Source organism: Polaromonas sp. (assembly GCF_049790275.1).
In the GTDB taxonomy this organism is placed as follows: Bacteria; Pseudomonadota; Gammaproteobacteria; order Burkholderiales; family Burkholderiaceae_C; genus Polaromonas.
On the sequence record NZ_JBAQYR010000098.1, the window covers coordinates 1 to 26,190 of the forward strand.

Annotated in this window: 33 protein-coding genes; 13 read left to right on the plus strand and 20 right to left on the minus strand. The window is 61.8% G+C overall.

Going from position 1 to position 26,190, the window contains the following annotated elements:
* The coding region (locus WA904_RS12975) for an RNA polymerase sigma factor (protein ID WP_425197542.1) at positions 1-493 on the minus strand (493 nt) is incomplete at its 3' end.
* A gap of 164 nt (positions 494-657) precedes the next feature.
* On the opposite strand from WA904_RS12975, the gene WA904_RS12980 reads away from it, so the two are divergent.
* Together WA904_RS12980 and WA904_RS12985 are read left to right on the plus strand one after the other, a co-directional pair.
* The gene (locus WA904_RS12980) at positions 658-2,085 is read left to right on the plus strand and encodes a DHA2 family efflux MFS transporter permease subunit (RefSeq protein WP_425197543.1); all 1,428 of its coding nucleotides are present in this window, start codon (positions 658-660) and stop codon (positions 2,083-2,085) included.
* Positions 2,082-2,384, plus strand: coding sequence for a hypothetical protein (locus tag WA904_RS12985; RefSeq protein WP_425197544.1), 303 nt, complete (start codon positions 2,082-2,084; stop codon positions 2,382-2,384). Before WA904_RS12980 ends, WA904_RS12985 begins: the two co-directional genes overlap by 4 nt.
* A gap of 100 nt (positions 2,385-2,484) precedes the next feature.
* On the opposite strand, the gene WA904_RS12990 is transcribed toward WA904_RS12985, so the two are convergent.
* On the minus strand, positions 2,485-3,102 hold the full coding sequence (locus WA904_RS12990) for a hypothetical protein (RefSeq protein ID WP_425197545.1): 618 nt from the start codon (positions 3,100-3,102) through the stop codon (positions 2,485-2,487).
* A gap of 325 nt (positions 3,103-3,427) precedes the next feature.
* Entirely contained in the window at positions 3,428-4,339 is a 912-nt protein-coding gene (locus WA904_RS12995; RefSeq protein ID WP_425197546.1) for a DMT family transporter, read from the minus strand.
* Positions 4,340-4,761: 422 nt separating this feature from the next.
* Between WA904_RS12995 and WA904_RS13000 the strand changes: the two genes are divergently transcribed.
* The 5 genes from WA904_RS13000 to WA904_RS13020 all read left to right on the plus strand — a co-directional run bounded on the left by WA904_RS13000 (position 4,762) and on the right by WA904_RS13020 (position 6,989).
* Positions 4,762-5,418 (plus strand): HAD family hydrolase, encoded by a 657-nt coding sequence (locus WA904_RS13000; RefSeq protein ID WP_425197547.1) that lies wholly within the window; start codon positions 4,762-4,764, stop codon positions 5,416-5,418.
* A 21-nt stretch (positions 5,419-5,439) separates the two neighbouring features.
* Positions 5,440-5,769 carry a hypothetical protein gene (locus WA904_RS13005; RefSeq protein WP_425197548.1) on the plus strand — a complete coding sequence of 110 codons (330 nt, stop codon included), beginning with the start codon at positions 5,440-5,442 and terminating at the stop codon, positions 5,767-5,769.
* Positions 5,741-6,082: a hypothetical protein gene (locus WA904_RS13010; RefSeq protein ID WP_425197549.1), complete on the plus strand. Its 342-nt coding sequence runs from the start codon at positions 5,741-5,743 to the stop codon at positions 6,080-6,082. Before WA904_RS13005 ends, WA904_RS13010 begins: the two co-directional genes overlap by 29 nt.
* Before the next feature lie 141 nt (positions 6,083-6,223).
* The gene (gene dfrB / locus WA904_RS13015) at positions 6,224-6,484 is read left to right on the plus strand and encodes a trimethoprim-resistant dihydrofolate reductase DfrB (protein ID WP_425197600.1); all 261 of its coding nucleotides are present in this window, start codon (positions 6,224-6,226) and stop codon (positions 6,482-6,484) included.
* A 73-nt stretch (positions 6,485-6,557) separates the two neighbouring features.
* A complete protein-coding gene (locus tag WA904_RS13020) occupies positions 6,558-6,989 on the plus strand; it encodes a DUF695 domain-containing protein (RefSeq protein ID WP_425197550.1) in 432 nt (143 codons plus the stop codon).
* 17 nt (positions 6,990-7,006) lie between these two features.
* Here WA904_RS13020 and WA904_RS13025 read toward each other — a convergent pair whose 3' ends face one another.
* Complete coding sequence (locus WA904_RS13025; protein WP_425197551.1) at positions 7,007-7,906, minus strand: LysR family transcriptional regulator; 900 nt, start codon at positions 7,904-7,906, stop codon at positions 7,007-7,009.
* A 108-nt stretch (positions 7,907-8,014) separates the two neighbouring features.
* On the opposite strand from WA904_RS13025, the gene WA904_RS13030 reads away from it, so the two are divergent.
* On the plus strand, positions 8,015-8,758 hold the full coding sequence (locus WA904_RS13030; RefSeq protein WP_425197552.1) for a sulfite exporter TauE/SafE family protein: 744 nt from the start codon (positions 8,015-8,017) through the stop codon (positions 8,756-8,758).
* Positions 8,759-8,843: 85 nt separating this feature from the next.
* On the opposite strand, the gene iaaH is transcribed toward WA904_RS13030, so the two are convergent.
* The gene (gene iaaH / locus WA904_RS13035; protein ID WP_425197553.1) at positions 8,844-10,361 is read right to left on the minus strand and encodes an indoleacetamide hydrolase; all 1,518 of its coding nucleotides are present in this window, start codon (positions 10,359-10,361) and stop codon (positions 8,844-8,846) included.
* 170 nt (positions 10,362-10,531) lie between these two features.
* Here iaaH and WA904_RS13040 point away from each other — a divergent pair, with 170 nt between their 5' ends.
* Complete coding sequence (locus tag WA904_RS13040) at positions 10,532-11,269, plus strand: response regulator transcription factor (RefSeq protein WP_425197554.1); 738 nt, start codon at positions 10,532-10,534, stop codon at positions 11,267-11,269.
* Positions 11,270-11,369: 100 nt separating this feature from the next.
* On the opposite strand, the gene WA904_RS13045 is transcribed toward WA904_RS13040, so the two are convergent.
* Genes WA904_RS13045 through WA904_RS13055 form a run of 3 tightly spaced genes read right to left on the minus strand, consistent with a single transcriptional unit; the run spans position 11,370 to position 12,363 of the window.
* The gene (locus WA904_RS13045) at positions 11,370-11,612 is read right to left on the minus strand and encodes a hypothetical protein (RefSeq protein WP_425197555.1); all 243 of its coding nucleotides are present in this window, start codon (positions 11,610-11,612) and stop codon (positions 11,370-11,372) included.
* The gene (locus tag WA904_RS13050; RefSeq protein WP_425197556.1) at positions 11,609-12,154 is read right to left on the minus strand and encodes an RNA polymerase sigma factor; all 546 of its coding nucleotides are present in this window, start codon (positions 12,152-12,154) and stop codon (positions 11,609-11,611) included. Before WA904_RS13050 ends, WA904_RS13045 begins: the two co-directional genes overlap by 4 nt.
* Positions 12,151-12,363, minus strand: a complete 213-nt coding sequence (locus WA904_RS13055; protein ID WP_425197557.1) for a YgaP family membrane protein — start codon at positions 12,361-12,363, stop codon at positions 12,151-12,153. The genes WA904_RS13050 and WA904_RS13055 overlap by 4 nt, the downstream gene beginning before the upstream one ends.
* 329 nt (positions 12,364-12,692) lie before the next feature.
* Here WA904_RS13055 and WA904_RS13060 point away from each other — a divergent pair, with 329 nt between their 5' ends.
* Complete coding sequence (locus WA904_RS13060) at positions 12,693-15,527, plus strand: ATP-binding protein (RefSeq protein ID WP_425197601.1); 2,835 nt, start codon at positions 12,693-12,695, stop codon at positions 15,525-15,527.
* Between the two features lie 55 nt (positions 15,528-15,582).
* Here the strand turns inward: WA904_RS13060 and WA904_RS13065 are convergent, their stop codons facing one another.
* A complete protein-coding gene (locus tag WA904_RS13065; protein ID WP_425197558.1) occupies positions 15,583-16,479 on the minus strand; it encodes an acyltransferase in 897 nt (298 codons plus the stop codon).
* A 394-nt stretch (positions 16,480-16,873) separates the two neighbouring features.
* Here WA904_RS13065 and WA904_RS13070 point away from each other — a divergent pair, with 394 nt between their 5' ends.
* The 3 genes from WA904_RS13070 (at position 16,874) to WA904_RS13080 (ending at position 18,454) form a co-directional block, all read left to right on the plus strand.
* The gene (locus WA904_RS13070) at positions 16,874-17,770 is read left to right on the plus strand and encodes an SPFH domain-containing protein (RefSeq protein ID WP_425197559.1); all 897 of its coding nucleotides are present in this window, start codon (positions 16,874-16,876) and stop codon (positions 17,768-17,770) included.
* A 28-nt stretch (positions 17,771-17,798) separates the two neighbouring features.
* Positions 17,799-17,993 (plus strand): hypothetical protein, encoded by a 195-nt coding sequence (locus WA904_RS13075; RefSeq protein WP_425197560.1) that lies wholly within the window; start codon positions 17,799-17,801, stop codon positions 17,991-17,993.
* A 71-nt stretch (positions 17,994-18,064) separates the two neighbouring features.
* Positions 18,065-18,454, plus strand: coding sequence for a hypothetical protein (locus WA904_RS13080; RefSeq protein WP_425197561.1), 390 nt, complete (start codon positions 18,065-18,067; stop codon positions 18,452-18,454).
* 59 nt (positions 18,455-18,513) lie between these two features.
* On the opposite strand, the gene WA904_RS13085 is transcribed toward WA904_RS13080, so the two are convergent.
* The 11 genes from WA904_RS13085 to WA904_RS13135 all read right to left on the minus strand — a co-directional run bounded on the left by WA904_RS13085 (position 18,514) and on the right by WA904_RS13135 (position 26,162).
* The gene (locus WA904_RS13085) at positions 18,514-19,146 is read right to left on the minus strand and encodes a LysE family translocator (protein WP_425197562.1); all 633 of its coding nucleotides are present in this window, start codon (positions 19,144-19,146) and stop codon (positions 18,514-18,516) included.
* 129 nt (positions 19,147-19,275) lie between these two features.
* Positions 19,276-19,860: a TMEM175 family protein gene (locus tag WA904_RS13090; protein ID WP_425197563.1), complete on the minus strand. Its 585-nt coding sequence runs from the start codon at positions 19,858-19,860 to the stop codon at positions 19,276-19,278.
* A gap of 452 nt (positions 19,861-20,312) precedes the next feature.
* Positions 20,313-20,657: a hypothetical protein gene (locus WA904_RS13095; protein ID WP_425197564.1), complete on the minus strand. Its 345-nt coding sequence runs from the start codon at positions 20,655-20,657 to the stop codon at positions 20,313-20,315.
* Between the two features lie 382 nt (positions 20,658-21,039).
* Positions 21,040-21,900: a class I SAM-dependent methyltransferase gene (locus WA904_RS13100; protein ID WP_425197565.1), complete on the minus strand. Its 861-nt coding sequence runs from the start codon at positions 21,898-21,900 to the stop codon at positions 21,040-21,042.
* A 234-nt stretch (positions 21,901-22,134) separates the two neighbouring features.
* On the minus strand, positions 22,135-22,536 hold the full coding sequence (locus WA904_RS13105) for an HIT family protein (RefSeq protein ID WP_425197566.1): 402 nt from the start codon (positions 22,534-22,536) through the stop codon (positions 22,135-22,137).
* Between the two features lie 107 nt (positions 22,537-22,643).
* The gene (locus tag WA904_RS13110) at positions 22,644-22,994 is read right to left on the minus strand and encodes an MmcQ/YjbR family DNA-binding protein (protein WP_425197567.1); all 351 of its coding nucleotides are present in this window, start codon (positions 22,992-22,994) and stop codon (positions 22,644-22,646) included.
* Positions 22,995-23,051: 57 nt separating this feature from the next.
* A complete protein-coding gene (locus WA904_RS13115) occupies positions 23,052-23,573 on the minus strand; it encodes an AAA family ATPase (protein ID WP_425197568.1) in 522 nt (173 codons plus the stop codon).
* Between the two features lie 294 nt (positions 23,574-23,867).
* Positions 23,868-24,239: an AAA family ATPase gene (locus WA904_RS13120; RefSeq protein WP_425197569.1), complete on the minus strand. Its 372-nt coding sequence runs from the start codon at positions 24,237-24,239 to the stop codon at positions 23,868-23,870.
* Complete coding sequence (locus WA904_RS13125) at positions 24,202-24,360, minus strand: AAA family ATPase (RefSeq protein WP_425197570.1); 159 nt, start codon at positions 24,358-24,360, stop codon at positions 24,202-24,204. Before WA904_RS13125 ends, WA904_RS13120 begins: the two co-directional genes overlap by 38 nt.
* Before the next feature lie 70 nt (positions 24,361-24,430).
* On the minus strand, positions 24,431-25,312 hold the full coding sequence (locus WA904_RS13130; protein ID WP_425197571.1) for a DMT family transporter: 882 nt from the start codon (positions 25,310-25,312) through the stop codon (positions 24,431-24,433).
* Positions 25,313-25,379: 67 nt separating this feature from the next.
* On the minus strand, positions 25,380-26,162 hold the full coding sequence (locus tag WA904_RS13135; protein ID WP_425197572.1) for a helix-turn-helix transcriptional regulator: 783 nt from the start codon (positions 26,160-26,162) through the stop codon (positions 25,380-25,382).
* Between the last annotated feature and the right edge of the window lie 28 nt (positions 26,163-26,190).

Here is a 26,190-nt window from a genome sequence, read left to right on the forward strand (position 1 = left end):
GGCGCGCGCGGCCGCGGTGCAGCGCCGCCTTGACGGCCGGCACGGTGGTGCCCATCACGCCGGCCGCTTCCTCTATGGCGTAACCCAGCACGTCCGCCAGGATGACGGTGCTGCGCTGTGCGGGCGCAAGGCGCATGAAGGTTCGCAGGGCGGCGGTTGCCACGTGGCGGCGGTCGGCGGGCTCGGCCTGCGTGTCGGCCATGGCATCCACATCTTCGTCGGCAAACATTGCCTGCTCGCGCGAGCGTCGGCGCAGGAAGTCCATGGCCGCGTTGTGCGCGATGCGAAACAGCCACGCCTCCACGTTCTGCACAGCCTCCGCGTCGTAGCTGTCGTTGGCCTTGATCAGCGTTTCCTGCACCACGTCTTCACCGTCCAGCATCGAGCCCGCCATGCGCGCGCAATAGCGGTGCAGGCGGGCACGCAGCTGAGCCATCAGCTGGGGGAAGTCGGGGTCGGGTAGGGGCGGGTCGGGGAGTTTGGTGGGGTGCATGCGGGTCTTTGGTGAGGTCGGTCGGATTGCGGGTCAAGCCAGATAGGTAAAGAGAAGACGTTTGGCAAGGGGAAAAGGATGCGGTGCACGCAAAAAATATTCCGGATCGTTTTGGCCCCGTCTTTCGTCTTTGACAGCAGGCATCAAGGAAAGGATACAAGCCCATGCAAGACATCAATCAACCCACGGGATTCACCCCCGCCCAGCGCTGGGTGCTGGGCCTGGCTGCGGCCGGCTCTTTCATGGCGGTGCTGGACGCCATGGTGGTGACCACGGCCCTGGACACGCTGCGGCACGACCTGGCCGCGTCGATGGAGGCGCTGGAGTGGACGGTCAACGCCTATTCGCTCTCCTTCGCCGCGCTGCTGATGACGGGCGCGGCGCTGGGCGACCGGTTCGGGCGGCGCCGCATGTATGTGGTGGGGCTGCTGCTGTTCGCTCTGGCGTCGGTGGCTTGCGCGGTGGCACCCGGCACGGGCTGGCTGAGCGCGGCGCGGGCAATGCAGGGCCTGGGTGCGGCGCTGGTGATGCCGATTTCGATGGCGCTGCTGGGCGCGGCGTTTCCGCCGGCGCAACGGGCCAGGGCGCTGGGACTTTTTGCCGGCATCACCGGGCTGGCCGTGCTGGCGGGACCGCTCATCGGCGGGGCCATCGTGCAAGGGCTGGCGTGGCAGTGGATCTTCTGGATCAACCTGCCGGTGGCGCTGGGAATGGTGTGGCTGACGCTGGCCAAGGCACCGGAAGGCAAGGCCGCGTCAGCGCCGCTGGACATTTTTGGCGCGCTGCTGATGACGGTGTCGCTGCTCGGCCTGGTGTGGGGCCTGGTGCGCGGTAACCGCGATGGCTGGGGCAGCGCGGAAGTGCTGGTGTCGCTGGGCGGCGGCGCGGTGCTGGGTGCGTTGTTCGTGGCTTCGCAGCGCTTGCGCGCATGGGACGCGATGGTGCCGCCGCGGCTGTTCCGCTCGCCGGTGCTGGCGGTGGGGCTTGCCGTGAGCTTCCTGCTGACGGCGTCGCTGCTCGGCACGCTGTTCTTCATGGCGCAGTTCTTCCAGGTGGTGTGGCATTTGTCGCCGCTGGCCGCGGGCGCGGGCATGCTGCCGTGGACAGCCACGCTGTTCCTGGTGGCGCCGGTAGCGGGGGCCATGGTCAAGCGCGTGGGCGAGAAGGCGCTGGTGGTCGCAGGCCTCGGGCTACAGGCGGTGGGCATGGTGTGGCTGGCGGCGCTTGTCCGCGGCGATGCCGGTTACTGGATGTGGGTGCTGCCGCTCGCGGCGGCCGGCGGCGGGATCTCGATGGCCATGCCCGCGGTGCAAAGCGCCGTGCTGGGCGCGGTGGAGCCACCCGACATGGGCAAGGCTGCGGGCCTGTTCAACACCTTGCGGCAGCTGGGCGGCGTATTCGGCGTGGCGCTGGTGGTCGCGGTGTTCACGCGGGTGGGCGGCTATGCCAGCCCACAGCAGTTCGGCGCCGGTTTCACAGCGGTGTTGATGGTGACCGCGGCGCTTTCGCTGGCCGGCGCGGCGGTGGGCTGGCGGCTGAAGCCGCGCGCAGCCCAGGGCAATACGGCAGCAATACAAGGAGTGAAATCATGAAAACAGTGGTAGTGCGCTACAAGGTCAAGCCGGAAATGGCTGACGAAAACCAGCGGCTGATCGAGCAGGTGTTTGCGCAGCTTGCGCGGGACAAGCCAGATGGCTTGCGGTATCAGACATTTCGGCTCGACGATGGTGTGAGCTTCATGCACGTGGCCACGCGTGACGGCGGGGCGGACGAGAGTCCGCTGATGAAGGTGGAAGCGTTCCGCGCTTTCGTGGCCGGCATCAAGGATCGCTGCGTGGAGCAGCCGGTGCAGACCGAGGTGAAGGCGATCGGGCGGTACGACGGGCTTTGAAGTGGCAGGCGGACATGCTGTTCCGCACTTTCGCGGGGTGCATTAAAGTTAGCCTCCATGGAGGAGCCCCAGTTCCTGCAGGGCAATGAACGCAGCGACACTATGGCAAGAACACGGTGTCCAACGCAGGTAGCGTCGGCTTCACTTCAAATGAAAGTTCAGCACTTGAGCGCACGAGCATGGCGAACGAGTCCTTGTGATAGTGCCCAAAGGTCATGTACATCAGCCCGAATCGGTAGTCCAGGATGAGCCGCCCTTCAACGTGCATTCCATCCGCGCAGGTGTACTCCAAAAACTGACCGCGAGTTACTGCGCTAACTGATGCCTGGTTATGGGGTAATTTTCCGAGGACGGGGGCGAGCCTCGCAATCGCAGTGGCGGAACTCGATGAAACCGAAACAAGGCCGTCCTTCTTGTAGGGCAGATATCCATGTTCGTTCTGGTGAATTGAGCGCATTAACCCATTACTGGGTATCCCGGCGCCAATGTGTTGTCGCTTCATGTCTTTACGAAGATTCTTGAGCAACAAGTGGGTCACCCGATAATCTTCCAAGCACTCGTCGGAAAATATGGGCACAACCCGGGCGGCATGGTGTGCGTCCCTAAAATGCAGCGATCCGCAGTAACCTGTACGCCCGCAATCGTTGAATCGCGTCTGCATAGTTTTGGGGAAATTTCCCCCCGACCCATCAACCACAGCTACCGGTACAAATGGCATAAACACAGCCTCCCTGAATTGGCGTCGTTGTTGCTAACCGCACTCTATGCGATGCTGATGACTTGGGCAAGGCACAACCTCCTGTGCCAAACATTGCATCCATCTTCAAAAGCGAAATAGTAAGAATCGCCCGCAAGCAAATCCGCACCGAGGTTGAGCTCAAAAAAAAAAGCTCAATATCGCACGAGCATTGCCGGACTCAAGCGGCAGATTGTTGCCCTTGAGAAACGAATCAAGCAGCGCTCAAAAGGAACTGGCCGGCAGATCCGGGCCGCTGTGTCATGCCAGGCGGATCCCGGATCAAACTGAAATAGCAAGCGGGTAACTAGCCCGCTCGCCGCCGCGCCAGCAGCAACATCGCTGCCCCCAGCAACAAGGCGCCGACGCCCTGCCGCGCCGTCAGCGGCTCGGCAAACAGCCAGGCTGCCGCCAGTGCCGCGACGAGCGGTTCGATCAGCGTGCCCACCACCGCCGCCGTCGGAGACAAGCGCCGCGCGCCCCAGGCAAACGCCAGGTAGGCAATCGAAGTTGTCGCCACGCCGGTGTAGGCCACCTGCAGCCAGGCCGTGCCGTCGCGCGGCCAGGTGATGCCCTGCGCACCGGCCAGCACAAGCATCAGCAGCGCCGCCACCGCCATACCCCAGGCCGAGGCACTGACCGCCGGCACATGCGCCGGCATGCGCGCATTGCCCAGCACCACCAGCGAGTACAAAGCGGCCGAGGCAAACGACCACGCCAGGCCCGCTGCGTAGTCACGCGGCAGGGTCAAGGCTTCCTCCGGCACAACGATCAAGGCCACACCGATGAGCGCAAGCACCAGCGCAGACAGCAGTGGCCCACTGGCCCGTTCATAACCGCGCAGCACCGAAAGCAACGCCACGATCACCGGCGCGCAGCAGATCGAAATCACCGTCGGCAAGGCCGCGCCAATGTAGCTGACGCCCATGAACCAGCAGGTCACGTTCATCGCCATGGCCAGGCCGGTGAGGACCATCAGCGCCCTCTCCTGCCACGGCAAGTGTCGCCACTTCCCTGCCGCCGGCGTGATGGCCATTTGCCGCCAGTGCCACCACCACAGCAGTGGCAAACCGAGCGCAAATCGCGCTAAAGACAGACTGAATGGCGACATGCCACCGCCCGCCATCACAGACTGGGCCACCAACGCGCCCACACCCCACAAGACGCCCGCAAGCAGGACGCCACCCCAGGCCAAAGCGGCCGATGTTCGGGAATTCATGAAAAAAGTTCTCCATCCGTGCGCCTGCTGCAAGGCTGTATGCAGCCAAGAAAGAGAAAGGCAGGCAGGCGCGTCAACTCATGGCCGCGCGCTGTCGTTCATTGGTAGAACAAGCGCGGCCGCATGCGCGACCCGGCTGGAGGCCGGGTGCAGTGCGAGTTAGGCTGAAGGAGGAGAAAGTTGAAGGAACATGATTAGCATCTTAATCAACTGGCCAGAAATTGCGCGATTTGGTATGCATGTACTGAACCTGTGGCTTTTGCGCGATGTACGCTATTTAGAGGATGTCACCTCCGGCATTGACTCCTAGAATCGGTCGCAGGACAAGTACTTAGCGAGAATTTGATGCCCAGATTAAACCGCAGTCGTCAAGTTATACCGCAGGTTTTGCGGTTTAAATTACGTTAGATTGCAGGGCGAAAATGAACCAGGCAGCGGCAGTTGTTCTCGATCTTGACGGCGTTATCGTCAAGTCGAACCTCGTCAAACACCATGCCATGTTGTCGCTATTTTCCGCGCCCGCCGCTGAACTGGAGAAGATCAGCGCCTACATTCTGGCGAATGGCGGTGTGCGACGGGATCACAAGATTACGCACGTTCTCGGAAAGATCCTTGGCATCGAGCCAACGGGAGCTGTTGTTGCTGACTACCTTTCACGCTACGCTGAGAAACTTGAAAGTCTGTTGTCTGTGGCCCCATTGGTAGAAGGGGTCAAAGAATTCCTGGCCGTTGGCGCGCATACGTTCTACGTCAGCTCATCCGCGCCCGAAATTGAAGTTGAAGCGCAGTTGGCTCGTGCCAACTTGGCTGGCTCTTTCGCGAAGGTCTATGGAGCCGGTACTCCGAAGGCAAGCGCACTTCATCAAATTGTTTCATTCGAGCCCGATAGGGCTGTGATCTTCTTCGGTGACTCCGTTGGTGACTTGGAGGCAGCAAAAGAGGCGAATGTCGCCTTCGTTGCTGTGGCGTGCGAGCTAGACAACTTCCCAGGGCAATGCGTCATAAAGGTGTCTAGCTTCGCGTCGTTGGCGTCCGTAGAACAAGCCATCCAAGGTGCCATAGCTCTACATGCAATCTAACTTCACGTTAGGCCGCTTTCCATGTCAAACCCTGAACTTTCACGCTCTTGGGAGCGAACCGCCAGCTACCTGCTCGATGCTAGGTCGCGCGTACCAAAGATCGCCGCGGCCAAGTTCGAAAATGATCTCGTCCAATTCGAAGAGTTTCTTGAGCACAATGAATTGGGGTTGGTATCTGATTGGCTTACGTCCATTGCCCTCGAATGTCGGCCGGTGCCAGTTCAAACTCTTGAACTGTTGGCGCTCGCCGAAGCCAGCATGGGCCGCACCAAGAATCAGAGATCGCTTGATGAACGGCTCTCTCAATTGCAGGGAAAGAAGTATGAAACTGTCCTTCCACCAGCGGCCTAAGTCAAACATTATGCGTCCTGAAATCAAACGTCTGCTGTTGCTCGGCCCCCTCCCATCCGAAGATGATGCATCGATTGATCATCTTCGTTTGGTCGAGGCTGAACTGAAGTCCGTGGTGAAACCCCTAACGGATGACGAGGCACGTGCATTGGTTACATTATTTGGCCCTGATGGTTGCTTTGGCGTTGCCTGGTCATTTCTGCATCTGATTGAAACTGCGCCTGGTTGGCCCATTGCAGATTCACTGACGCATCTTGAGAATGAATGGGTGGTTTCCCTTCGAGATCGTGCTGTACGCGGTGGCCTACTTTGAATCAACAGCGAGCCACTGACGGTTTTTGGCATAACACTGCAGTCAACTGGACTGCCTACACGCTGCGCGTTCCGGCAGCGAGTTACTTTGAACGATATGGATCAACAGATCACCTCAAGACATTCACAAGAAAGGTTAGGTATGGATCAAAGTAGCAATGAAGTCGGTACTCCAGTTTCTGGCCAGTTTGCGCTCCCATTGCGCGCCACGTTTGGCCTGGGAGATCGCGTACGCAAGAAATCTGGGGCCGCTTGGCAGGGTCAAGTTGTCGGCTGGTACTGCACAAAACTGACCCCTGAAGGCTATGCCGTCGAGTCCGAGTCTCACCCAGGCTCAGTACAAATTTATCCTGTAGTTGCGCTTGAACGCGTGGCCTGTCCCATCAGTCGAGCGAACGACTGACAATGCCATTTACATCTAACGTCAGGCCTATCCCAAGAATCCCATATCAAGCCTTTCAGGAGTCGAAAAAACGATGTTCGAATCTGCCGACACCGCAGTCTGGGCAATCGCAGAAGGTCACACCGGCGAGTACCCGTTTCAAGTTCGCTCCCGAAGGTTTTCCGCCGGCCTCCAGAGATCTGAATATCCGAAGAGACTAAATATCTTCTGGTCGATGCGATTACCAAACGAAGCTGGCCTTGCGACCAAAGCGGAGCTGGACGACCTTCACATCTTCGAAAATCGACTGGTAGCCGCAGTGGAACAGGACCAGTCCGTTATATTGGCCGCAGTCCTCACCGGCCGCGCCGAGCGAGAGTTTGTTTTCTATTTGCAGCAACCCCAGTTATTTCTGAAGCGTCTAACCAATATGCCGCAAGAGCAAGAACGCTATCCGATTGAGATCCATTTCGCAGATGACCCTGATTGGGCCTACTTTGACGAATTGTTGCCCAACGGAGGATAGGTCTACGCTTGTGGCCGTTATTTCTCTCTGCTAACGTTCATCTTCAAAAAATGAAATAACCGACCCGCTGGCTGCGACTCCACCAAATCCACCGGCGCACATAACACCAGCGACCGCCTGGCCCAGGCATCCGACAACGGCCGCACAGTGATTCGCCTGCTGCCAACGTCCTTCCCCAACACAGCAGCCGGCACCACCGCCGCACCAACACCCTGTTCCACCAAAGTAGACATCGCATCGAAGCTACCGAGGTTGGCACGAACCCGCATGGGTTTGCCCAGCTGCGCGGCCTGCAGGCTCAGGTAGGTGTGCAAGGCGCTGGAAGCGCTGTACCCGACCAGCTCAAGATCGAGCGCTCGTTCAAAAGCCACCGAACGGCTGCGCGCCAGCGCATGGCCGCGTGGCAGCACGAGCACCAGCGGGTCTTTGCAGAAGAAGGCTGTTTGCAGCCCGGTCATGTCTTCTGCGTCTGAAGCAATGCCGATGTCAGTGGCGCCCTGCCTCACCGCCTGCACGGTGAGGGGGCTGGCGCTTTCTTCCACCACGGTGTCAATCGACGGGTGCTCTCGCAGAAAGGCTGCCAGCAGCGTCGGCAGGTGTTGCACCAAGGCCGAGGTGTTGCACATGAGGTGGATTTTCCCGAGGGCGCCGCGGCCATGCAGGGCCAGCTCGCCGCGCAGCTGTGCCATTTGTGCCAGCACCGCGTGGGCGTGGCGCAGCAACGCTTCGCCGGCAGCCGTGGGCCGCACGCCGCGTGAATGGCGCAGCAGCAGCGCCACGCCGGCCTGCTCTTCCATGCCACGCAGGCGTGCGCTGGCGGCGGCGAGCGTGAGGTGTGAGCGGCTGGCGGCGGCTGTCATGCTGCCGGCCTCGCAGGCGTGTACAAAAAGCTGAAGGTCGGTCCAGTCAAAACGCATCAGATGTCCTGTGGATATAGCTGATGCTGAGCCTACCTCAAGCAAAGACAGATAGTCACCGGCACGCCCACCAGCCAGACTGAGCGCTCCCTTGTTTCAGGAGCATTCATGTTCGTTCCCAACGTGCACGACTTCATGGTGGTGAGTTTTGTTTTCTTTGTGGCGGGCGGCGTCAAGGGTGTGCTGGGCATGGGCCTGCCGACGGTAGCCATGGGTTTGCTGGGCCTGATGATGCCGGTGGCCGAGGGTGCTGCCCTGCTCTTTTTGCCCTCGCTCATCACCAACCTGTGGCAGATGTCGCGCGGCGGGCATCTGCGGGCGCTGGCTTGGCGGCTTTGGCCGATGATGGCCGGGGTATGCGCCGGCATGTGGCTGGGCCGCGGCTGGATGTCGGCACCAAGTGGCGCCATGCTGTGGCTGGGCCTGTGCCTGGTGGCTTATGCCCTGGCCGGGCTGGCTGGCCTGCACCTGCCGCAGCCGCGCGCGCGGCATGAAACCGCGGCGTCTGGCGTGGTCGGTTGCCTGACCGGCCTGTTGACGGCGGCGACCGGCGTGTTTGTGCTGCCGGCCGTGCCCTACCTGCAGGCGCTGAGGCTGAAGAAAGACGAGATGGCTCAGGCCCTGGGCCTGTCGTTCACCGTTTCCACCCTGGCGCTGGCCGTGACGCTAACCAGCAGCCGGCACCTGAATGCAGACTCGGCCACGCAATCGCTGCTGATGCTGCTGCCGGCGCTGGTGGGCATGTGGCTGGGCCAAAACCTGCGCGACGAGCTGAGCCAGGAAAGTTTTCGCACATGGTTGATGGGCGGGCTGCTGGCGCTGGGTGCGTGGCTGGCGTGGCAAGGTTTATAGAGTCAAATCGGCCTCTAGCCCTTATTCCACGGTCGCAAGAAGCTATGAAGACGATAGCAGCTCAAGTCTGATTCAGGGTGAGCCGTTAACGCGGCGCCGGCAAACGGCCCAGTACCCCCTCCAGCGCCAAGCCAATCGCAATCAGCCGCCTGTCGCTGCCGGCCGGCCCGTCCAGTTCCAGCCCGACTGGCATGCGGCTGCTGGCGCCCAGGCCCATGGGCAGCTGGATGCCGGGAATGCCGGCGTTGCTACCCGGGTCAGTGTTCTGGATGAACAGGCCGAAGTTCTCCAGGCTGCTGGCCTCGGGCGTGGCGGGCAGCGCGGTGCGCGGCACGGTGGGGAACACCAGCGCATCAAGGCGCTGGCCGGCAAAGGTGTCGGCGTACAGCTTGACAAGTGCCGGACGGTGCACGGTCATCGCCGCCTGGTAGATGGGCGCGGCGTCCACCAGGCCGCCCGGCCCGGGCAGCTTGCGCGGAATCACCAGTGCGTCGTAGGTGCCTTTCACATCGGGGCTGGCAATGGCTGCGGCCATCTGGCGGATGCTGACGCCGGTGTTGTACCTGGCCAGGTAGGCCACCATGTCGTCATACGCTTCGTACAACGCCACCGGAAAACCCACCTTGCCGTTGAGCTCGGCCAGCTGCGGCATAGCGACGTCGACCACGGTGACGCCGGCCGCTTTCAGACGGGCCAGCGACGCTTCCCAGGCGACGCGCGTGTCGCTGTCCAAGTTGGCCAGGAAGCCGGGCACCACGCCGAGACGAACACCCTTGAGGTCGGCGGGCAGCAGCGCGGGTGCGCCGGTGACCACGCGGTCCAGCAGCTCCACGTCGGCCATGGCCACGGCCATCGGGCCGGCCGTGTCGCGTGTATGCGAAATCGGCGCGATGCCGGCCTGCGGGTAGCGGCCCATGCTGGGCCGCAGCGAGGCACAGCCATTCAGTGCGCAGGGCACACGCAGCGAACCACCGGTGTCGGTGCCCAGCCCGGCGGGGGCCATGCGCGCACCCAGCGCAGCCGCGCTGCCGGCCGACGAACCGCCGGCCATCTTTGTCGCGTCATAGGCATTGCGCACGCCGGAGTTGGGGCCGGTGTTGAAGGCCGGGTTGTAGCCCGAGATGCCGAAGGCCAGCTCATGCAGGTTGGTCTTACCGAGCACGATGGCGCCGGCGTCGCGCAGCTTCTGCAGCACGGGGGCATCTGCCGTGGGCACAAAGTTTTTCAGCGCGGGCGTGCCGGCCGTGGCGGGCAGGCCCTTGGCCTGGATGTTGTCCTTGACGACGATGGGCACGCCTTGCAGCGGCAGGCAGGCGCCGCCCTGCGCACGGCGCTGGTCGGCCGCGCGCGCAGCCTTCAGGGCGCCGGCTTCGTCCAGCGTGACAAAGGCGTTCAGTTCGGGCCGGGCCCTGGCCCGCAGCAGGTAGGCTTGCACCAGCGCCTCGCTGCTTAGCGCGCCGCTGCAGATGCGGGTCGCGGCTTCGGTGGCGGTGAGCGTGTCGATGTCGGGCGCGCCTCTGAGGCCGCCCGGGCCGCTGCAGGCCGAAAGCGCGGCGGCGGCCGCAAGGGCGCTGCAGGTATGTGGAAGGGAAATGCGGGCCATGGTTGCTCCTGGTGTGTGGGGGTGCTTGCCGCAAAATCATCGCGCCTGCCGCCGCGGCTGTCTGTCATCGAATTCGATGACACGGCAGATTGACCGGCGCCGGGGTTGGCGCTAGGCTTGCCCAACCACCGCCGCTCTCCCTCCCTTCAGCTCCTTCGTAGAGGCCCGCCATGTTCCTGTCCGGCACCGAGCAACGCGCTTTGGCCACCTGCTTTTCACTGCTGGCCGAAGACCTGAACGAGCGCGAGATCCGCGAGCGCATGGGCCAGGCCACGCTGGCGCTGTTCCGCGCCGACCACTTTGCCTCCTACATCTGGAGCGCACCCTCGGGCTGCTTTGCCCACCCCGTGGCCATCCACATGGACCCGGCCAACCTGCAGCGCTACGAGGCCTGGTACCAGTACCGCGACCCGATCACCTTTGCGCTGCAGTCGCGCCGCCACGCCACCCTGGTCAGCGAAGTGATGCCGCGCCGGGAGTTCCTGAAAACCGAGTTCTTCAACGACTTCCTGGCGCGCGACGGGCTGCACTGGGGCATCAACCTGCATGCCTTCGACGGCGACGAAGCGCTGGGCGACCTGCGCATCTGGCGCGGCCGCAGCGGCAACGAGTTCACCGCCCACGACAAGCAGCTGCTGGACATGCTGGAGCCGGCCTTCGTGGCCGCGCTGCGTCGTGCACGCCGCTCGCTTCCTGCCCAAGCTACGGCCACGCTGCCGCTGGCGGCCTTGAGCCGGCGCGAGATGGAGGTGGCGCGCTGCGTGTGCCGCGGCCTGACCGACAAGGAAATCGCCCGTGAACTCGCGATTGCCCTGCCCAGCGTGCGCACCTACCTGCAGCGCCTGTTCGACAAACTCGGCGTACACCGCCGCGCCGGTCTGGCGCAGCTGGCCGACCGGCTGCACTGAGCCGGGCTGGCCACGAATCCGCTACCAAATCAATAGCTGCTTGCGCCCGCCCGCAAAGGGCTGGATCCCGATTTTGTTTACAAGATCAGGTTCCGCCACCTCAACCCGACTGCCGCTTGAGCTTTTGCCCGATGGTCTCCACCAGGCCTAAAGTCCAGCAGACCGGACAACCGCGCATGGCGATCAGGGCACCCGCCCCGGCCAGCAAGGCCATGAAGGGTTGCGCCTGCTGGTGAACAACAGCCCAGTACAAAAGCACGAAAGCAGTTGCGCCGCGCAGCAGGTGGCCGGCCAGGCTCTGGCTGGCAAAAAAGCCGGTAGCGGCTTTGCCAAAGAGTTTCATGGCGCCGCCTTTTCTGGCGCTGGCTGACCGCCCAGCAGGTATTCGCGCACCAGGCTGCGGGCACGATGGATGCGGCTTTTGGCCGCCTCGCGGGTGATCTGCAGCTGCTGCGCAATTTCGGTGATGGTCAGCTGCTCCATGTCGCGCAGCAAAACCACTTCGCGGTACATGCCAGGCAGCGACTCCAGCGCGCGGACCAGGTCGATGCGCAGTTCGTCCTGCGGCATGGTGGCAAAACGTGTGCTGTCCTGCAGCGCCTCGATGTGCTCCGTGCTGCGCATCAGGGCCAGCGCCGGCAGCATGCAGAGCCGGGCCACCACCCGGAACATCCAGCCGGCCAGGGCGGCGGCATCGCGCACCGAACCGACCTTGCGATAAACAATGATCAGCGCTTCCTGCACCACGTCTTCGATGGCCGAGCCGCGGTGGCACTGAAAGCGGGCGTAGCGGCGTATGTCGGGCTGCAGCTGGCGCAGCAGCAGGTCCAGCGCCAGCGGGTCGCCGGCCTGTGCGGCGGCAAACATGGTTTTCGCGACCGTCACCGCGGCTCCCCGGGCAGTTTGCGGCCGACCATGGCGCAGGCCGGGCAAAAACCCACCAGCCCGGTGACCACAGTCATCACGCCGGCGCCAAGCACCAGCCAGCCCAGGGGCGTGGCGCCCAAGAAGAACAGGCCGCACACCCCCATCAGCACACCGGCCACCAACCGCGCCACGCGCTCTTTGCCGCCTACATTTTTTCGATAGAACATTTTTCTCTCCATGGCTGCCGGTAAAAAAGTCGGCATCACCCGCAAGGAGGGGGCCCAAAGCGAAAAGGATTCACGGTTCACGAAATTAAAACTTCCCTGCGCTGGTTTTCGACCCGCCCATGGTGGCACAGGCGCCACAGACTACGCGATCGCGGCTCCAGCTCAGATATCACATGCCACGCGAGCGGCGGAACATACCTGAAACGGGGAAACGGCGCTATTCTTGACACACGACTCGACGCGCGGCAAGGCAGCACCAGGGCAACGCCGCCGCATAGTCGAAGCCCCAACACCCGCAGCCCAACACGAAAAGAGAACCTTTGTTTTCAATGCCTCAAGACCGCCGGATCGCCCTTATTGGCGGTCTCATCCTTCTGGCAACCAGTATCGCGGCGGGCGTGGCCGTGTATGCCGTCATGGAGCGGCAGACAGAGGCTGTGCTCAGCCGCAGCCTGCAGGCGGCGCTGCAAAGCAATGCCCGGCTGTTTGAAAGCCAGATCAACCAGGCCCTGACCGATGCGCGCACCGTGGCCACCCGCCCCTTCCTGGTGCAGACCTTGCAGACTCTTGAGTCCACGCCGGACGATGCCGCAGCCCTGCTTGCCATGCAGCGGGCCGCCAGCTCGTTTCTGCCCACCGGCTTCAAGGGCATGTCTTTTCTGGATGCAGGGGGCCGCGAGGTCGGACGCGCCGGCAGTTTTTCCCGCACCGATGAAAAACACGTCTCGCTGAGCAAAAAAGACCGCGCCATCCTGCTCTGGAACGAGAAGTTCACGGTCCAGGCGCACCTGGACATCCTCGACCAGAAAGGCCTTCGCGTGGGAGAGGTCATGACGGAGGCCACCCTGCCCCTGCTGACCCGTGTCTTTGGCGAGGTGGCCGCCATGGGCCAGAGTGCCGAGTTCGCGGTCTGCGCGCCGCTGGACGATGGCGGCAAGGCCATGGACTGTTTCCTGGGGCGCCTGGCCGGTATCGGCTTCAGGCGCGTTGACCGGGTGGTCGAGGGCACGGCCCTGCCCATGAACCACGCGCTTCTTGGCAACACCGGCATCATCGCCGCCAGGGACTACCGGCGCGAACAGGTGGTGGCAGCTTACGCACCGGTTGCGCCCGCCGGCTTCGGGATGGTGCTCAAGGTCGACCAGAAGGAGTTGTACTCGCCCATCCTTGCCCAGCTCAAATACATCCTGCCGCTGCTGGCGGGGCTGATCATTGCCGGCATGCTGCTGCTCCACATCCTGGTCACGCCGCTGGTGCGCAAACTGGTTCAATCAGAGAAGGACGCGCGCGCTGCCAGCGACCTGCTGCGCAGCAGCGAATCGCAGCTGCGCGATATCACCGACAACACACCAGCCTTGCTTTCGTACATCGGTGCCGACCAGCGCTACCGCTTTCACAACCTGGCCTACGAGGAGAACTTGGGCTTGTCTGCGGCGCAGATTGACGGCAAGCACATGCGCGATGTGCTGGGCGAGGAGATCTACCAGAGCAACATTCCCGCCATTGAACAGGTCCTGGCGGGTTATCCGGTGGTTTACGACCGCGTCCGGAAAAACCTTCGCGGCGAGCTGCGGGACTACGTTGTCAACTATTTTCCGCGTTACGGGGAAGACGCCGACGAGGGCAAGGTCATCGGTTTTTATGTACAGGCCACCGACGTTACCGCACTCAAACACATAGACCGCATCAAGAGCGAGTTCGTCTCCACCGTCAGCCACGAGTTGCGTACACCGCTGACGTCGATTCGCGGCTCGCTCGGGCTGATCGCGGGCGGCGTGGGGGGCAAGTTGCCCGACGCCGTCATGAAACTGGTGGAGATTGCCAAAAACAATTGCGAACGCCTGATCCGCCTGATCAACGACATCCTGGACATCGAGAAAATCGAGTCCGGCAAGATGCAGCTCGACCTGCAGGAGACGGCCCTGAAGCCGCTGCTGGTGCAGGCGCTGGCGGCCAACGAAGGTTTTGGCGCCGCAAAAAATGTGGGCCTGCGGCTGTATTGCCCCGACGATACCCTGCAGGTTCTTGCGGACAGCGACCGCCTGACCCAGGTGGTGACCAACCTGCTGTCCAATGCGATGAAGTTTTCCCCGCCCGACGAAACGGTGGAGGTGCATGTGTCGCGCGCGGGCCTGGGCGTGCGGGTCGAGGTGCGCGACCGCGGCCCCGGCATTCCCGACGAGTTCCGCAAGCGCATCTTCCAGAAGTTCTCGCAGGCCGATTCGTCCGACACGCGCCAGGCAGCCGGCACCGGGCTGGGCCTGAATATTTCAAGGGCCATTGTCGAACGGCTGGGTGGCCACATGGGCTTCGAGAGCAAAGCCGGCGCGGGCACCACCTTCTTCTTCGAGCTTCCGCTATCGACAGAACACCAGGAGCCGATGGCGGCAGCACCCACGGTCGACCGACCGCGCATTCTCGTGTGCGAAGACGACCGCGACATCGCCCACCTGATCGGCCTGATGCTGGACAAAGGCGGCTTTGACGTGGACAGGGCCTACACCGCCGCCATGGCACTGGCTTTTCTGGAAACAACCCGCTATGCCGCGATGACGGTGGACCTGGAACTGCCCGACCAGGACGGCATCACGTTGATCCACACCCTGCGCCGGCAGGCACACACGCGCGACCTGCCCATCGTGGTGGTCTCGGCCTCGGCCAGCGAAGGCCAGCTCCAGTGCAACAACCTGCCGCTCAACGTTTCGGACTGGCTGGACAAACCGATCGACGAGAACCAGATGGTTCTCACGCTGCGCCGCGCCATCGGCCTCATGGCCCAGGAAAAACCGCGCATCCTGCATATCGAGGACGACTTCGACACACAGCGCATCACGGCCGCCATTGCGCAGGACTTCGCCGTCTTCGAGTTTGCGGCTTCGCCCGGGGAAGCGCGCGAGCGGCTGCGGGAGCAGCGCTTCGACCTGGTGCTGCTGGACCTGGCCTTGCGAGGCGGATCGGGCTGGGATGTGTTGGCAGACATCGTGGCGCTGGGCCATCCACCCCCCGTGGTGGTGTTCTCGGCCACGGCGCTGAAGCCGGCCGAGGCCGACCGCTTCGCTGCCGTGCTGCTCAAAGCGCAAACCTCGAACACGGAGCTCCTGCAGACCCTGCAGCGCGTGCTGGCCGAGGCGCATCCGTCCAGCGCTGCACTCCTGAATTCATAGCTGCCTGCGCCCGTCCGAAAAGGGCTGACGGTTTATTTGGCTTGTAAACCGAAACTCAGCCCGGCTGGAGCAGCGCAGTGATCTGCCTGTCCTTGCTGTCCCACAAATCGCTGAGCCACTGCTGGAAGCGCACACGAAACGCCGGGTCGCCCGCATAGTCGCCCGTGCTGAACTCGGGGGGAATGGGCAGCTGCTGCGCACGCACGACGATGCGCGGTGCCTGGCCGCAGAGAAACTGCCAGAAAGTCGGCGCACCGGCGGGGTAAACAATGGTCACGTCGATCAGCGAATGGAACTTCTCGCCCATGGCGTTGACGGCCAGCGCCAGCGCGCCGGCCCGGGGCTTGAGCAGGTGGCGGTAAGGCGAAGCCTGTGACGCATGTTTGGCGGGCGTGAAACGTGTGCCTTCCGAAAAATTCATCACGCTGGTGGGCACCAGGGCGAACTTCTCGCAGGCGCGGCGCGTGGCCTCGCGGTCCTGCAGGCGGCGCTCGGGGTGCTTGCGCAGGTCGGCCTTGGTGTGGCGTTTCATGAAAGGAAAATCAAGCGCCCACCAGGCCAGCCCGATGACCGGCACCCAGATCAGCTCCTGCTTGAGGAAAAACTTGAGCATGGGAATGCGCCGGTTCAGCACATGCTGCAGCACGAAGATGTCAACCCACGACTGGTGGTTGGCATTGACCAGGTACCAGCCCTCGTAACGCAGCGCGTCCACGCCGGCCACGTCCCACCGGGTGCGCTGCGTCAGCCGCATCCAGCCGCTGTTGCAGGCAATCCAGGCGGTGGCGATGGCATTGAGCAGCGGGTCGATGCGGGTGCGCACAGCCCGAAACGGCAGCAGCAACTTGACCAGCGACGCGGCGAACAGCAGCGTGCACCAGAACAGCGTGTTGACGACCAGCAGAAGCAGCGCAATCACGCCGCGCAGAAAGGAAGGCAGGAGTCCAAGCATGGGCAGTTCAAAAGCATGGATTGTTGCCCGCCTGGGCATGCCTGGCCTTGTGAAAGGTCAAAGGCTGCGCAGTGGGGTTGCGGGATGCGCCGGGATGCTCCCTGTTTGATAGCTGCTTGCGCCCGTCAGATATGGGCCAGAGGCCGATTTGATGCAAAGTGTGAAGCGCTCGTGTCTGCCCGCGTCGCTTGTCATCACGGGCCCGGACCCGGGATCCATGCAACGCGACCTGTTGGCGAAGGTCAGACATGGATTGCCGATCCGGTCCGCAATGACTGACGGGGAGCGCATCACACGCGCTGCCTCTTGCCTCTTTCATCCCATCTTTTTTATACCGGCTGTTGACAGCGTTAATTCTTGATATTAAAGTGATATCACTTTTCAGGAGACCCTCATGATCAACCAAGCTGTCCACGCACACCGGCCCGAACGAACGGAAACCCGCTATCGCTCCCTGAATGGTTATGCGATGGTCCTTGCGGCCGTGGTATTGCTTGCCGTGGGCGGGTTCGTCCTTGCACGGCAACTGGCGCCTGTTTACATCGGCGTGCTCTTCGTGCTGGCCGGCGCGGCCCTGCTGCCGGGCCTATACATGCTGCAGCCCAATGAGGGCATCGTTCTCACCCTGTTCGGCAAATACCAGGGCACGGATCGCTCCGAAGGCTTGCGGTGGACCAACCCGTTCCAGAGCGGCCGCAAGATCTCACTGCGTGCGAGAAACCTCAACACGGCGGCCCTGAAGGTCAACGACAAGCGGGGCAATCCCGTCGAAATCGGCGCTGCTGTTGTCTGGCGGGTGCACGATACCGCGCGTGCCGTGTTCGAGATCGACGACTACACGAAGTTCGTCAGCATCCAGGCCGAGGCGGCCATCCGCCACCTTGCGACGCAATATGCATATGACACGGGTGAAGACCTTGATCCCGACGAAACGACGCTGCGCGCAGGTCTCGACACCGTGGCCGATGCACTAAAGACGGAGTTGAATCATCGTTTTGTCAGCGCCGGCGTCGAGGTTCTCGATGCCAAGCTCACCCACCTGGCCTACGCACCGGAGATCGCGCAGGTGATGCTGAGAAGGCAGCAGGCAACCGCCATCGTCAGCGCAAGGCACCAGATTGTTGCTGGCGCCGTGGGAATGGTCGAAGCTGCGCTGAAGGGCCTGTCCGAGCGCAACCTGTTGACGCTGGATGATGAACGCAAGGCTTCGATGGTGTCCAACCTGCTGGTGGTCCTGTGCTCGGACAACGACGCACAACCCGTGATCAACACGGGAACGCTCTACACCTGAGCGCTGCATCACCCGAACACAAAGCCCGATGGCGAGCCCCGGCAAGAAGTCTTTCCCGCTGCGAATCGATCCTGCCCTCTGGGCGGAGATCGAACGCCTGGCTGCACAGGATTTGCGCAGCGCGAACGCCCAGGTCGAGTTCCTGCTGCGCGAAGCATTGGCGAAACGGGGGCGGTTGCCTGGATCGGGTGCAAACACGGCGAAGAAGGAGTCGTCCAAATGAGATGGAAGCTGATTCGTGGTGTTGATGCGCCGGGCGGACTGCGCTTTCTCAGTGAAAAGAAGGGATCAGGGATGAAACCAGGAATCAGGATGGGGCAGATTTTTTCCCTGTCGCTTGCGATTCTGTTCTTGCTGGCGGCGCAACCCGGCCATGCTGCCGGCCCGTCCCCTGCCGGCGCAGGCATGGCGGCCAGCGCTCAGCAGCTGGTGGAAACTCGCGCCACAGTGCGCTCCATCTTTGAAGAAGACGGCGGCAAGCGCATCTACATCCGCCTGAAACTGGTTCAGCTTCACGACAAACCTTTCCCAACTTTGACCTTCCGGGTGACGGACCGTGCCCTGCTGGCGGGGATAGCAGAGGGTAGCAGCGTGGCATTCACGGCGGCACGTGCTGCCGATGAGAACACCATCACATCCCTGCGTGCTGCAGCGCCCTGCGTCCGGTTTCAGCCCTGTCAGTGATCCGGCCTCAGGCAGGCGGGAAGAATGCGCGCGCGCGGGCCGCGGCGTCTGATGGCCCCTCAGGGCATGCGGGCGCGCAGCTCCTGGATTGTTCCCACAATCAACCGCAGGCCAAAAGCGCCAACGACAGCACCGGACACTTTGGTCAGGCGGGCGAAGTTGCGCAAGTAGGCGCGCTGGACGGCCTTTTGCGAAAAGGCCACGGCAAGGCTGGTGTGCCAGATGATGGAGTTGAGGTAAACGACGGCGACCGCGCTGACCACGTGCACCCAGGACGGCGACGGCGGCAACGCCGTAGCGAACACGCTCCCGTAGAATAGTGCGATTTTTGGATTGAGCGCGCTGGTCATGAAGCCAACACGAAACGCCGCGCTCTTGCTCAAGGTCTCCTGAGGCACGGAAGCCGCCGAAGCGCCCGAACGCCAGAGGTTGAACGCAAGGTAAAGCAAATACAGCCCACCCACGATCTGCGCCCCCTGGCGCAACATCGGCTGGGTCGAGAACACAACACCAATGCCCATGACCGCGAGCGACGCCCACGCCAGCGTGGCGCTTGTCATTCCCACCACGGCGGCAAGCGCCGCTGCACGACTTTGACCGCCGGCGAGTTGCGCAAGCAGCACAACGTTGAACCCGGGCACAAGAAGAACGGCCCAGTGGAGCAGCGCGATGGCAATGAGTGATGGAAGCATCTGTGCACCTAAAGGCGGCGTTGAATAGCGCCCCGTGCGGCGCGAAGCGACGAATAGCGGTATCCGCTTTCTAACAACCTGTTCTGCCGCACCAGAAACTTCATACACACAGGATGCCCCGCAGTTCAGCTAGGTTTCGCTCTTGGAGAGCACATGCTCGATACGCCTGTCCGGGATGACCCATAGCAGCGCAGCCAAGACATAGATTGCCTGGGCAACCCATGGTAGCCAAGCCGTTGATGCGATGGCTGCGAGATACATGACGGGCGACAACTTCCCCTTCCAGTCGCGGCCAACAGCCACGGCAAGCATAGAGCCGGCGCCCTCGGCAGCGATAATCGCCTGCTGAAGCAACCAGTACGCGATGGCCGCACAGAGAAGGATCACTCCATAGAGCGCCGACGGCAATGCAGCGAAGTGGTTTTCACCCATCCAGCCGGTGGCAAACGGCAACAACGATAACCAGAACAGCAGGTGCAGATTTGCCCACAGCACACGGCCCGACACCTTCTTGCTGGCGTGAAGCATGTGGTGGTGGTTGTTCCAGTAAATGCCAACGTAAACGAAACTGAGCACATAGCTGAGAAAGACTGGCACCAATGGTGCGAGGGCAGCGATTGATTCGCCGTGAGGCACCTTCAGCTCCAACACCATGATGGTGATGATAATGGCCAGTACGCCGTCGCTAAACGCCTCGAGACGAGCTTTACCCATGAACCCCTCCATTGGCTTGAACCCTAAACGCGGCGGGACATGGTACCAAGCAGGGCATTTGCGAAACTTGACCAATGAAAAGGACCTCCCCGTCCCAAGCAAGCCGCACCCCGTCAGGGTTGCGGTTTACGGCAACTGAGTGCCACGATGGAGAGGTCAAACTTTTAGCTCCGACGTAACTTGAGTACAAGTTAGTCTGCACTGAAACTGCGTTTTCATCAACTCACCTGAGAAGGAAAATCACAGCTATCGTAACCGCAGGCATTGACCTCGCCAAGAACGTCGCTGCCTCGCGCGCTGATCAGCATCATCAGGCTGGCCGACAAGCTTGAGGCACGGATCGAACTCGATCCGGCGTGACATGCTGATCTGTGACGGAGATGAGCGCCTTGCATGATTTCGCATCAGACACAGTGTTGCTTTTTGAGTACGCGTAGGCGTATGCATGCGTGCTAGACCTCTTCGCTCCAGTGAAAACTGTGAATGAGCCGATGGAAGATCGGCGCAAACAGCAGCGCAGCTGTGACGATGAATACCAGGCCGGCATAGAGCGCATAGAGACCAGCAAACAGCTTACCCGCCGTGGACTGGGGAGGGTTGACCGGCCCCATGCCCCCCAACAGCATGGCGGCATTCAAGAATGCATCGACCCACGGCAGGTTCTCGAACTGAATGTAGCCGAGCATGCCAATCGCAAGGGACCCGGCCAGGAGCCCCAAGGCGGCAGCCAAGTGCACCAGGAGCCTTCGGAAGAAGCTCTTCGGCGGAATCGGAGGTTGATGTTTGGGTTCGTACACGACTAGGGTTCAGCCATTTCTACGATGCGTCTAACGTTCAAGCTCAGCGACGCTGCCGCGGCTTCATCGCGCAGCGTCTCCTGGAGCGATGAGAGTAAGCGCCGAGAGCGCTGACACCCAGCCAATGGGGCCGTCTGGTCTTCTATCTGCATAACTCCCGAGAAGAAAGAACCACACCGCGTCCCACAAGATCCGAAGATTCCCCGTCGGCGTTCGGGCTCTCCAGACGGAAAGTTCGGCACAGGTGGCTTCGCTCTTCCCTGAAAAACCCGCCACGCAGCAACAGCCGCGACGAGGCCCAGAATACAGAAGAGACCCCCGAATGTGTCGCCGGTTTGCATTGGCGCCTAGCCAGCCCACGCAAGAGCAACGACATAAGCCATCATCTCCGCCCCGCCGCACAGATAGTCAGATTTGGAACCTGGACGCTGCCATCAACCGTCACGTACGGCTGGAGCTTCTCGGCGAGTCTCTGCCGATACTCTTCTCGCTGCCCAGACGACTTGTCGGAAAGCAAAGTGGCAAATTCTGGCGAAACATCCATAAGGTATTGAGTACAGTCTTCGGCAGACGGTAGTTCCAGGGTAAGCGTCATTTCTTCAACGCGTACATCCGTAAACCCGGCATGAATCATCTCCTTTTCCAAGGCATTTTTTGCTGATGCAGATAGGGAAGGAACTCCTGGTCGGGCTGATGGTAAATCAAAGATCTCTCGGGCAACATCCGTCGCAATGCTCGCCATGGGGCGGCCCTTCGGCCCCTCTTCCCAAACAGCCGTGGCGAACGAGCCACTGGGAGCCAGCATGCGTCGTATCTTGGCCAGCGTGTTCGGTGGATTGGGTAGTGACGTTACGCCCCAGCGACAGAGTATGGTGTCAAAGCTGCCGTCAGGAAAATCCAGTCCCTCTATGCCCGATGCTAAGAACTGCACATTCGTCAACCCCAAGGTGTTTGCCCGCTCCCGGGCGATATCGAGCATCTGAGGGGAGAGATCCGTTGCTACAACCAACCCGGTAGTGCCGACACGGCTTGCAGCCAGCAGTGCGGGTTCGCCAATACCAGTCGCAATGTCCAATACTCGCTGACCGGGATTAACTTCCGCTAGTTCGAACATGCGCTTGCTGACGTGTTGTGCGCCGTTTTCGATAGCCGGCCACCACTTTTTCCAACCGGCGGCAACACTATCCCACTGCTGGCGTTGTCCTTCCTTGTAACGTGCCAGGTCATCGGGCTGAGTGTTCATAAATTCGACTGGTCCTCCATGGGCAACCTTATTGGACTTGGTCAGCTAAAAGCTGGAGATGGCTACGTTGCATCCGTGCGGCCCAACGTTGGCGCTGCCCGGCACGCAACATCTTCCGCGAAGCGGTGGCCTGATGTTGCGTGTCCGCGCCAAGCAACCTGTTAACCCGGATTCCCATATCTATCTTTAAGTTCGAAATACACAGCCTTGCAGTGCTCGAAGTAAGCGCGCTCGTCATGCTTTCGTTCCTCCGCCTGCACGGTTGGTAGATGAGAGCACACAGCGAATGCCTCCAGTCGGATCAGGCACGTCGCCGACGTACCTTGGGATCAGATGGACATGCACGTGCATGCGCGACTGACCAGCAGCTTCACCCACGTTGACTCCGATGTTGTAGCCGTCCGGCGCGAACGCGAGCTCTGCATGGCGTTGAGCCTCGCCAAGCAGCTGAAGGACGGCGTGCTGCTCGTCCGACGACATGTCGAAGAAATTGGCCACGTGACGCTTGGGTACGATAAGCACGTGGCCACGGCTCAACGTGTGATTGTCGTAGCGCACGTAAGCCAGAGCGTTTTGCAAAACAACATCGGTGGCATTGCACAGTTCGCACAGCGATGAGTCGGGCGCGTGAGGCATGCGTGCCGCCTAACGTTTGACATGAGGGGCGGCTTGCAGACGGCGAAGCCGGCTGTAAGACGTCCCCTCGATGGAAGGGTTAGGCCCGACCTTGAAATGCTTGAGATTCATGACTGTTGCCCAGCTCCTTGGCGGAGTGCTACAGCAAGACGCCTGGGTGCCTTTCGTGCCCAACTCTCCAGTAGTAGGCGAATGACCGTGCCACTGCTGGCGTGCGCGAGCGTAACCCGTAAGCCCACGACCTTGGAACCCCAGCGCAATGCCTCGAAGACGTTGGGGTCTGCTGCTATGAGTGGAGCGCGATGCTCTTCCTCGACGAACACGTGCAAGTGTTCTTCATTTGGCGGTGCGGTTGCGAAGATCTTTCCCTTGACCCGAAACGACGTGTACTCGAAGTGAAGCTCTTCGGTTGCCTCCGGTAGTGACAGTGCAAACTCGCGAACCTGCTGAAGTTTCAACGGCGTTCCCCCATATTCTCGACAATCGTGCGCGTTCTTCGCGAGCCTAACGTAGAGTTAGACATCATCGCGTTCCAATTCAGTGGATACGACTTCGATTCGATGCTCCAGAATCTCGGTGGCGTCTGGACTCTGCCACATGTCGCTCGCGAACTCGAAGATTGGATCAGGAACAACCATTGAGAAGGTGGGCCCCTTCAGGAGATTTCGACGAGCGACTCGTTCCCGACGAACCTCGCGGGACGCCTCGAGAACGTAGACCTTGAGTTCGACTCCCGCGGACCGGGCTTGCTCATAGAGGATCTCCCGGCTCCGCTTCTGAACGAGCCCAAGCTCCAGGATGGGCTTCGCTCCCGACCTGAGCAGCACCTGGGCGTGGGTCCAGATGTGTTGTGCAAGGCGCTCCTTGCGAACGACGTACCACGGCATGACATCCGCGTCGGGCCGATCTGGGCTAAACAGTCGTGCGAACCACTCGTCAAGCGCGATGTGAACACCACCGATTCGCGTTGCGAGAGCTGCGGCGTATGTCGACTTGCCTGCGCCGACTGGGCCTTCAATGAGATGTATGAGCGGCATGTAGGTGAGCTCGTTATGGCTAACGTAATGTAGACCGCAAATCCTGCGGTATAACTTGGCGACTGAGGTTTAACCTGGGAAACCCGGTAGCGTAAGTGCTTGTCGCAATTCGGTTTTCAGACATTTGTGTTTATCCCGCACAATTAAATTGAACCACAAACCCGGCAAATGGAAATTGTACTTTCCGACGCTACGGAAACTGTTTGTAGCGTTTCCGCGCTTTGGCATGAAAAAGTTAGAAGTCAAAGTATTTGCGTGCATCTGCGCAGGCTTGAAGGGCCGGCCTCATTCGGTTCACGCTAGATGGATCTCTATGTTGAAACCTTCCGTTTCTTCAGGCGCTTGGAAGAAGGACGAAACGTGAATGAAGTCTTCTTCGGTCAAGTGATGAGAACCCTCCGGCCGCTCGACGTTGCGCCTTGCGATCCGCGTCAGGCAGGCCTCGTCCGAGGCATTGATGAAGTGCAGTACGTGTGCAGCCCCGGCCTGCTCGAACACTGAACGAAACCAGCTGCGACCTGTCTTGGTATTGGCTTGAAAGTCAAGCACTACGGAATGACCAGTTCTCAATAAGTCCACCGCCAGCGGGCCGACTACTGCTCTCAGATTCCTGGAAAATCGAACGTAGTCATCGAAAGTCTTCATCTGATCGCCAAACAGGCGCATGAGCCCAGATATCTTCCGACAACAGTATCGCGCCGTGGTCTTGCGCGAGACGTGATGCGATGGTCGATTTGCCAGCGCCGGCTTTCCCACAGAAAAAATGAAGAGTCGGAGTAGATGGCATACGGAGTGAGATAGGTGGTACTGTGAAGCCTAGCGTAATGTATCTGTAATGACTGACTGGGAAACTTGCTTCAGATACGCCGGCCCAGTGCACCGCTAGCCAACGCCACGCCGCAAGCCACCAAGGCACAGGCCACCAGCGTGCTCGCACCCAGCGGTTCACCCAGCAACCAGGCGGCGCCAAGTGCCGTACTCAAAGGAACTAGTGCAGCCGACAGCGACGCCCTTGCCGCACCCAACCTTGCAATGGCAATCATGTAGGTCACCAGACCCAGCAGGCCGGCGGCGACGCCCTGCCCCAGTGCCTGCCAGGCCACATCAGTCCACGGTGCTGTCAACAGGCGCGGCGCACCGAAGGCCAGCAGCACGGGTAAAAGCAGCAGGCTCGACCAGGCATTGATGACCGCCGCTCCTTGCCACGGCGTGAGGCCACTGCCGCGGAACGCCAGTGTGTAGAGCGCCCACACCATGGCGGCAAGGATGAACAGCAGGTCGCCGCGCCAGGTTTGCGCCGCATCGGCCAGGCTGCTGGTGCCGAACACAGCCATGCCACCACCGATGAGCAACAGGCCTGCCAGGCGCAGGCCTGTGATGCGCTCGCCGTGCACCAGCCGTGCACCCAGTGCGGTGAACAGCGGCACGCTGCCGGCCATGAACACGCCCATGTGGGCGGCCGGCGCCCATTGCGCTCCGGCCAGCACCAGCAAGCCAAACGGCAGGCCACCGCCCAGCACCAGCAGCCCCAGCCGGCGGCGCGGCAGCCCGGGTGGCAACAAACCGGTCTGAAGCAGCAGCGGCAGCAGCACCAGTGCAGGCACACCGTAGCGCAGCACGGCTATCTCCAATGGACCCAAAGTGGTGGTGACGCCGTGGCGTGAGGCAATTTGCCAGCCGCTGCCGATCAGGGCGGCGGCCAGCCCGGCCAGCAGGCCGACAGCGAGGTTGCGGTTCATGGGCGCAGTCTGGCTGCGCGGGCCGGCGGCGGCTATCAGATTCCTGCGCTTGTGGCGGCCGCGGGGTTCAGGCCGCAAGTTCGCGTCGGGCTTGTGCGGGCGTCACGCCAAGCTCGCGCACAAAGGCGGCGCCCAGGTGGCTCTGGCTGCTGTAGCCGAGCTCATGCGCCAGCGCGGCGATGTCGCGCTCGCCTTCTTCCAGCCGCTGCAGGGCCGTTGCCAGGCGCAGCCGCTGGCGATAGCCGTGCAAACTGAGGCCCGTGTGTTTGCGAAAGGAGCGCGCCAGATGAAAAAGCGAACAGCAGGCCGCGTCCGCCACATCGTGCAAGGTCCAGGGCGTAGCGTCTGCGGCGGCAGTGCGCGCCACCATGAAGCGCTGTGCACGCTGCACCGCGGGTGCCGAACGGCCCTGGATACGCGCGACGGGTGGCGCGTGTCGCAACACGGTTTGCAAAAGCGCCTGCGTGGCCTCACCGCCTTTGCCCAGCGCGAGCGCGCGCCAATGCCGCCTCAGCAGCCAGACAGCACGCGGGCTCAGCGCCCACGCATCAGCCGGCGGCAGCGCTTGGCCGGCACCCGGCCGCGCACTGACGACGATGCTGGCACGAGCGGCATCAGCGCAAGGCTTCATCTGGTACAACAGGCCGGCCGGCAGGCTCAACGCGGTCAGGCCGTCGAGCAGAACGCTTTGCGCGGCCATGCGGAATTCGGTGGCGCCGCTGGCCGGAAGCACCAGGCGCGGCGAGGCGACCTCGTAACTCGGGCTCCATTGTGCGGAAGGTGCGTGCAGCACCACACGCTCCACCTTCAGGGAGGTGGTTTGCTGCAACAGCGTGCGGTTCTGGGGCATGGCCTCCACTATAAAACGTGGTGCGACA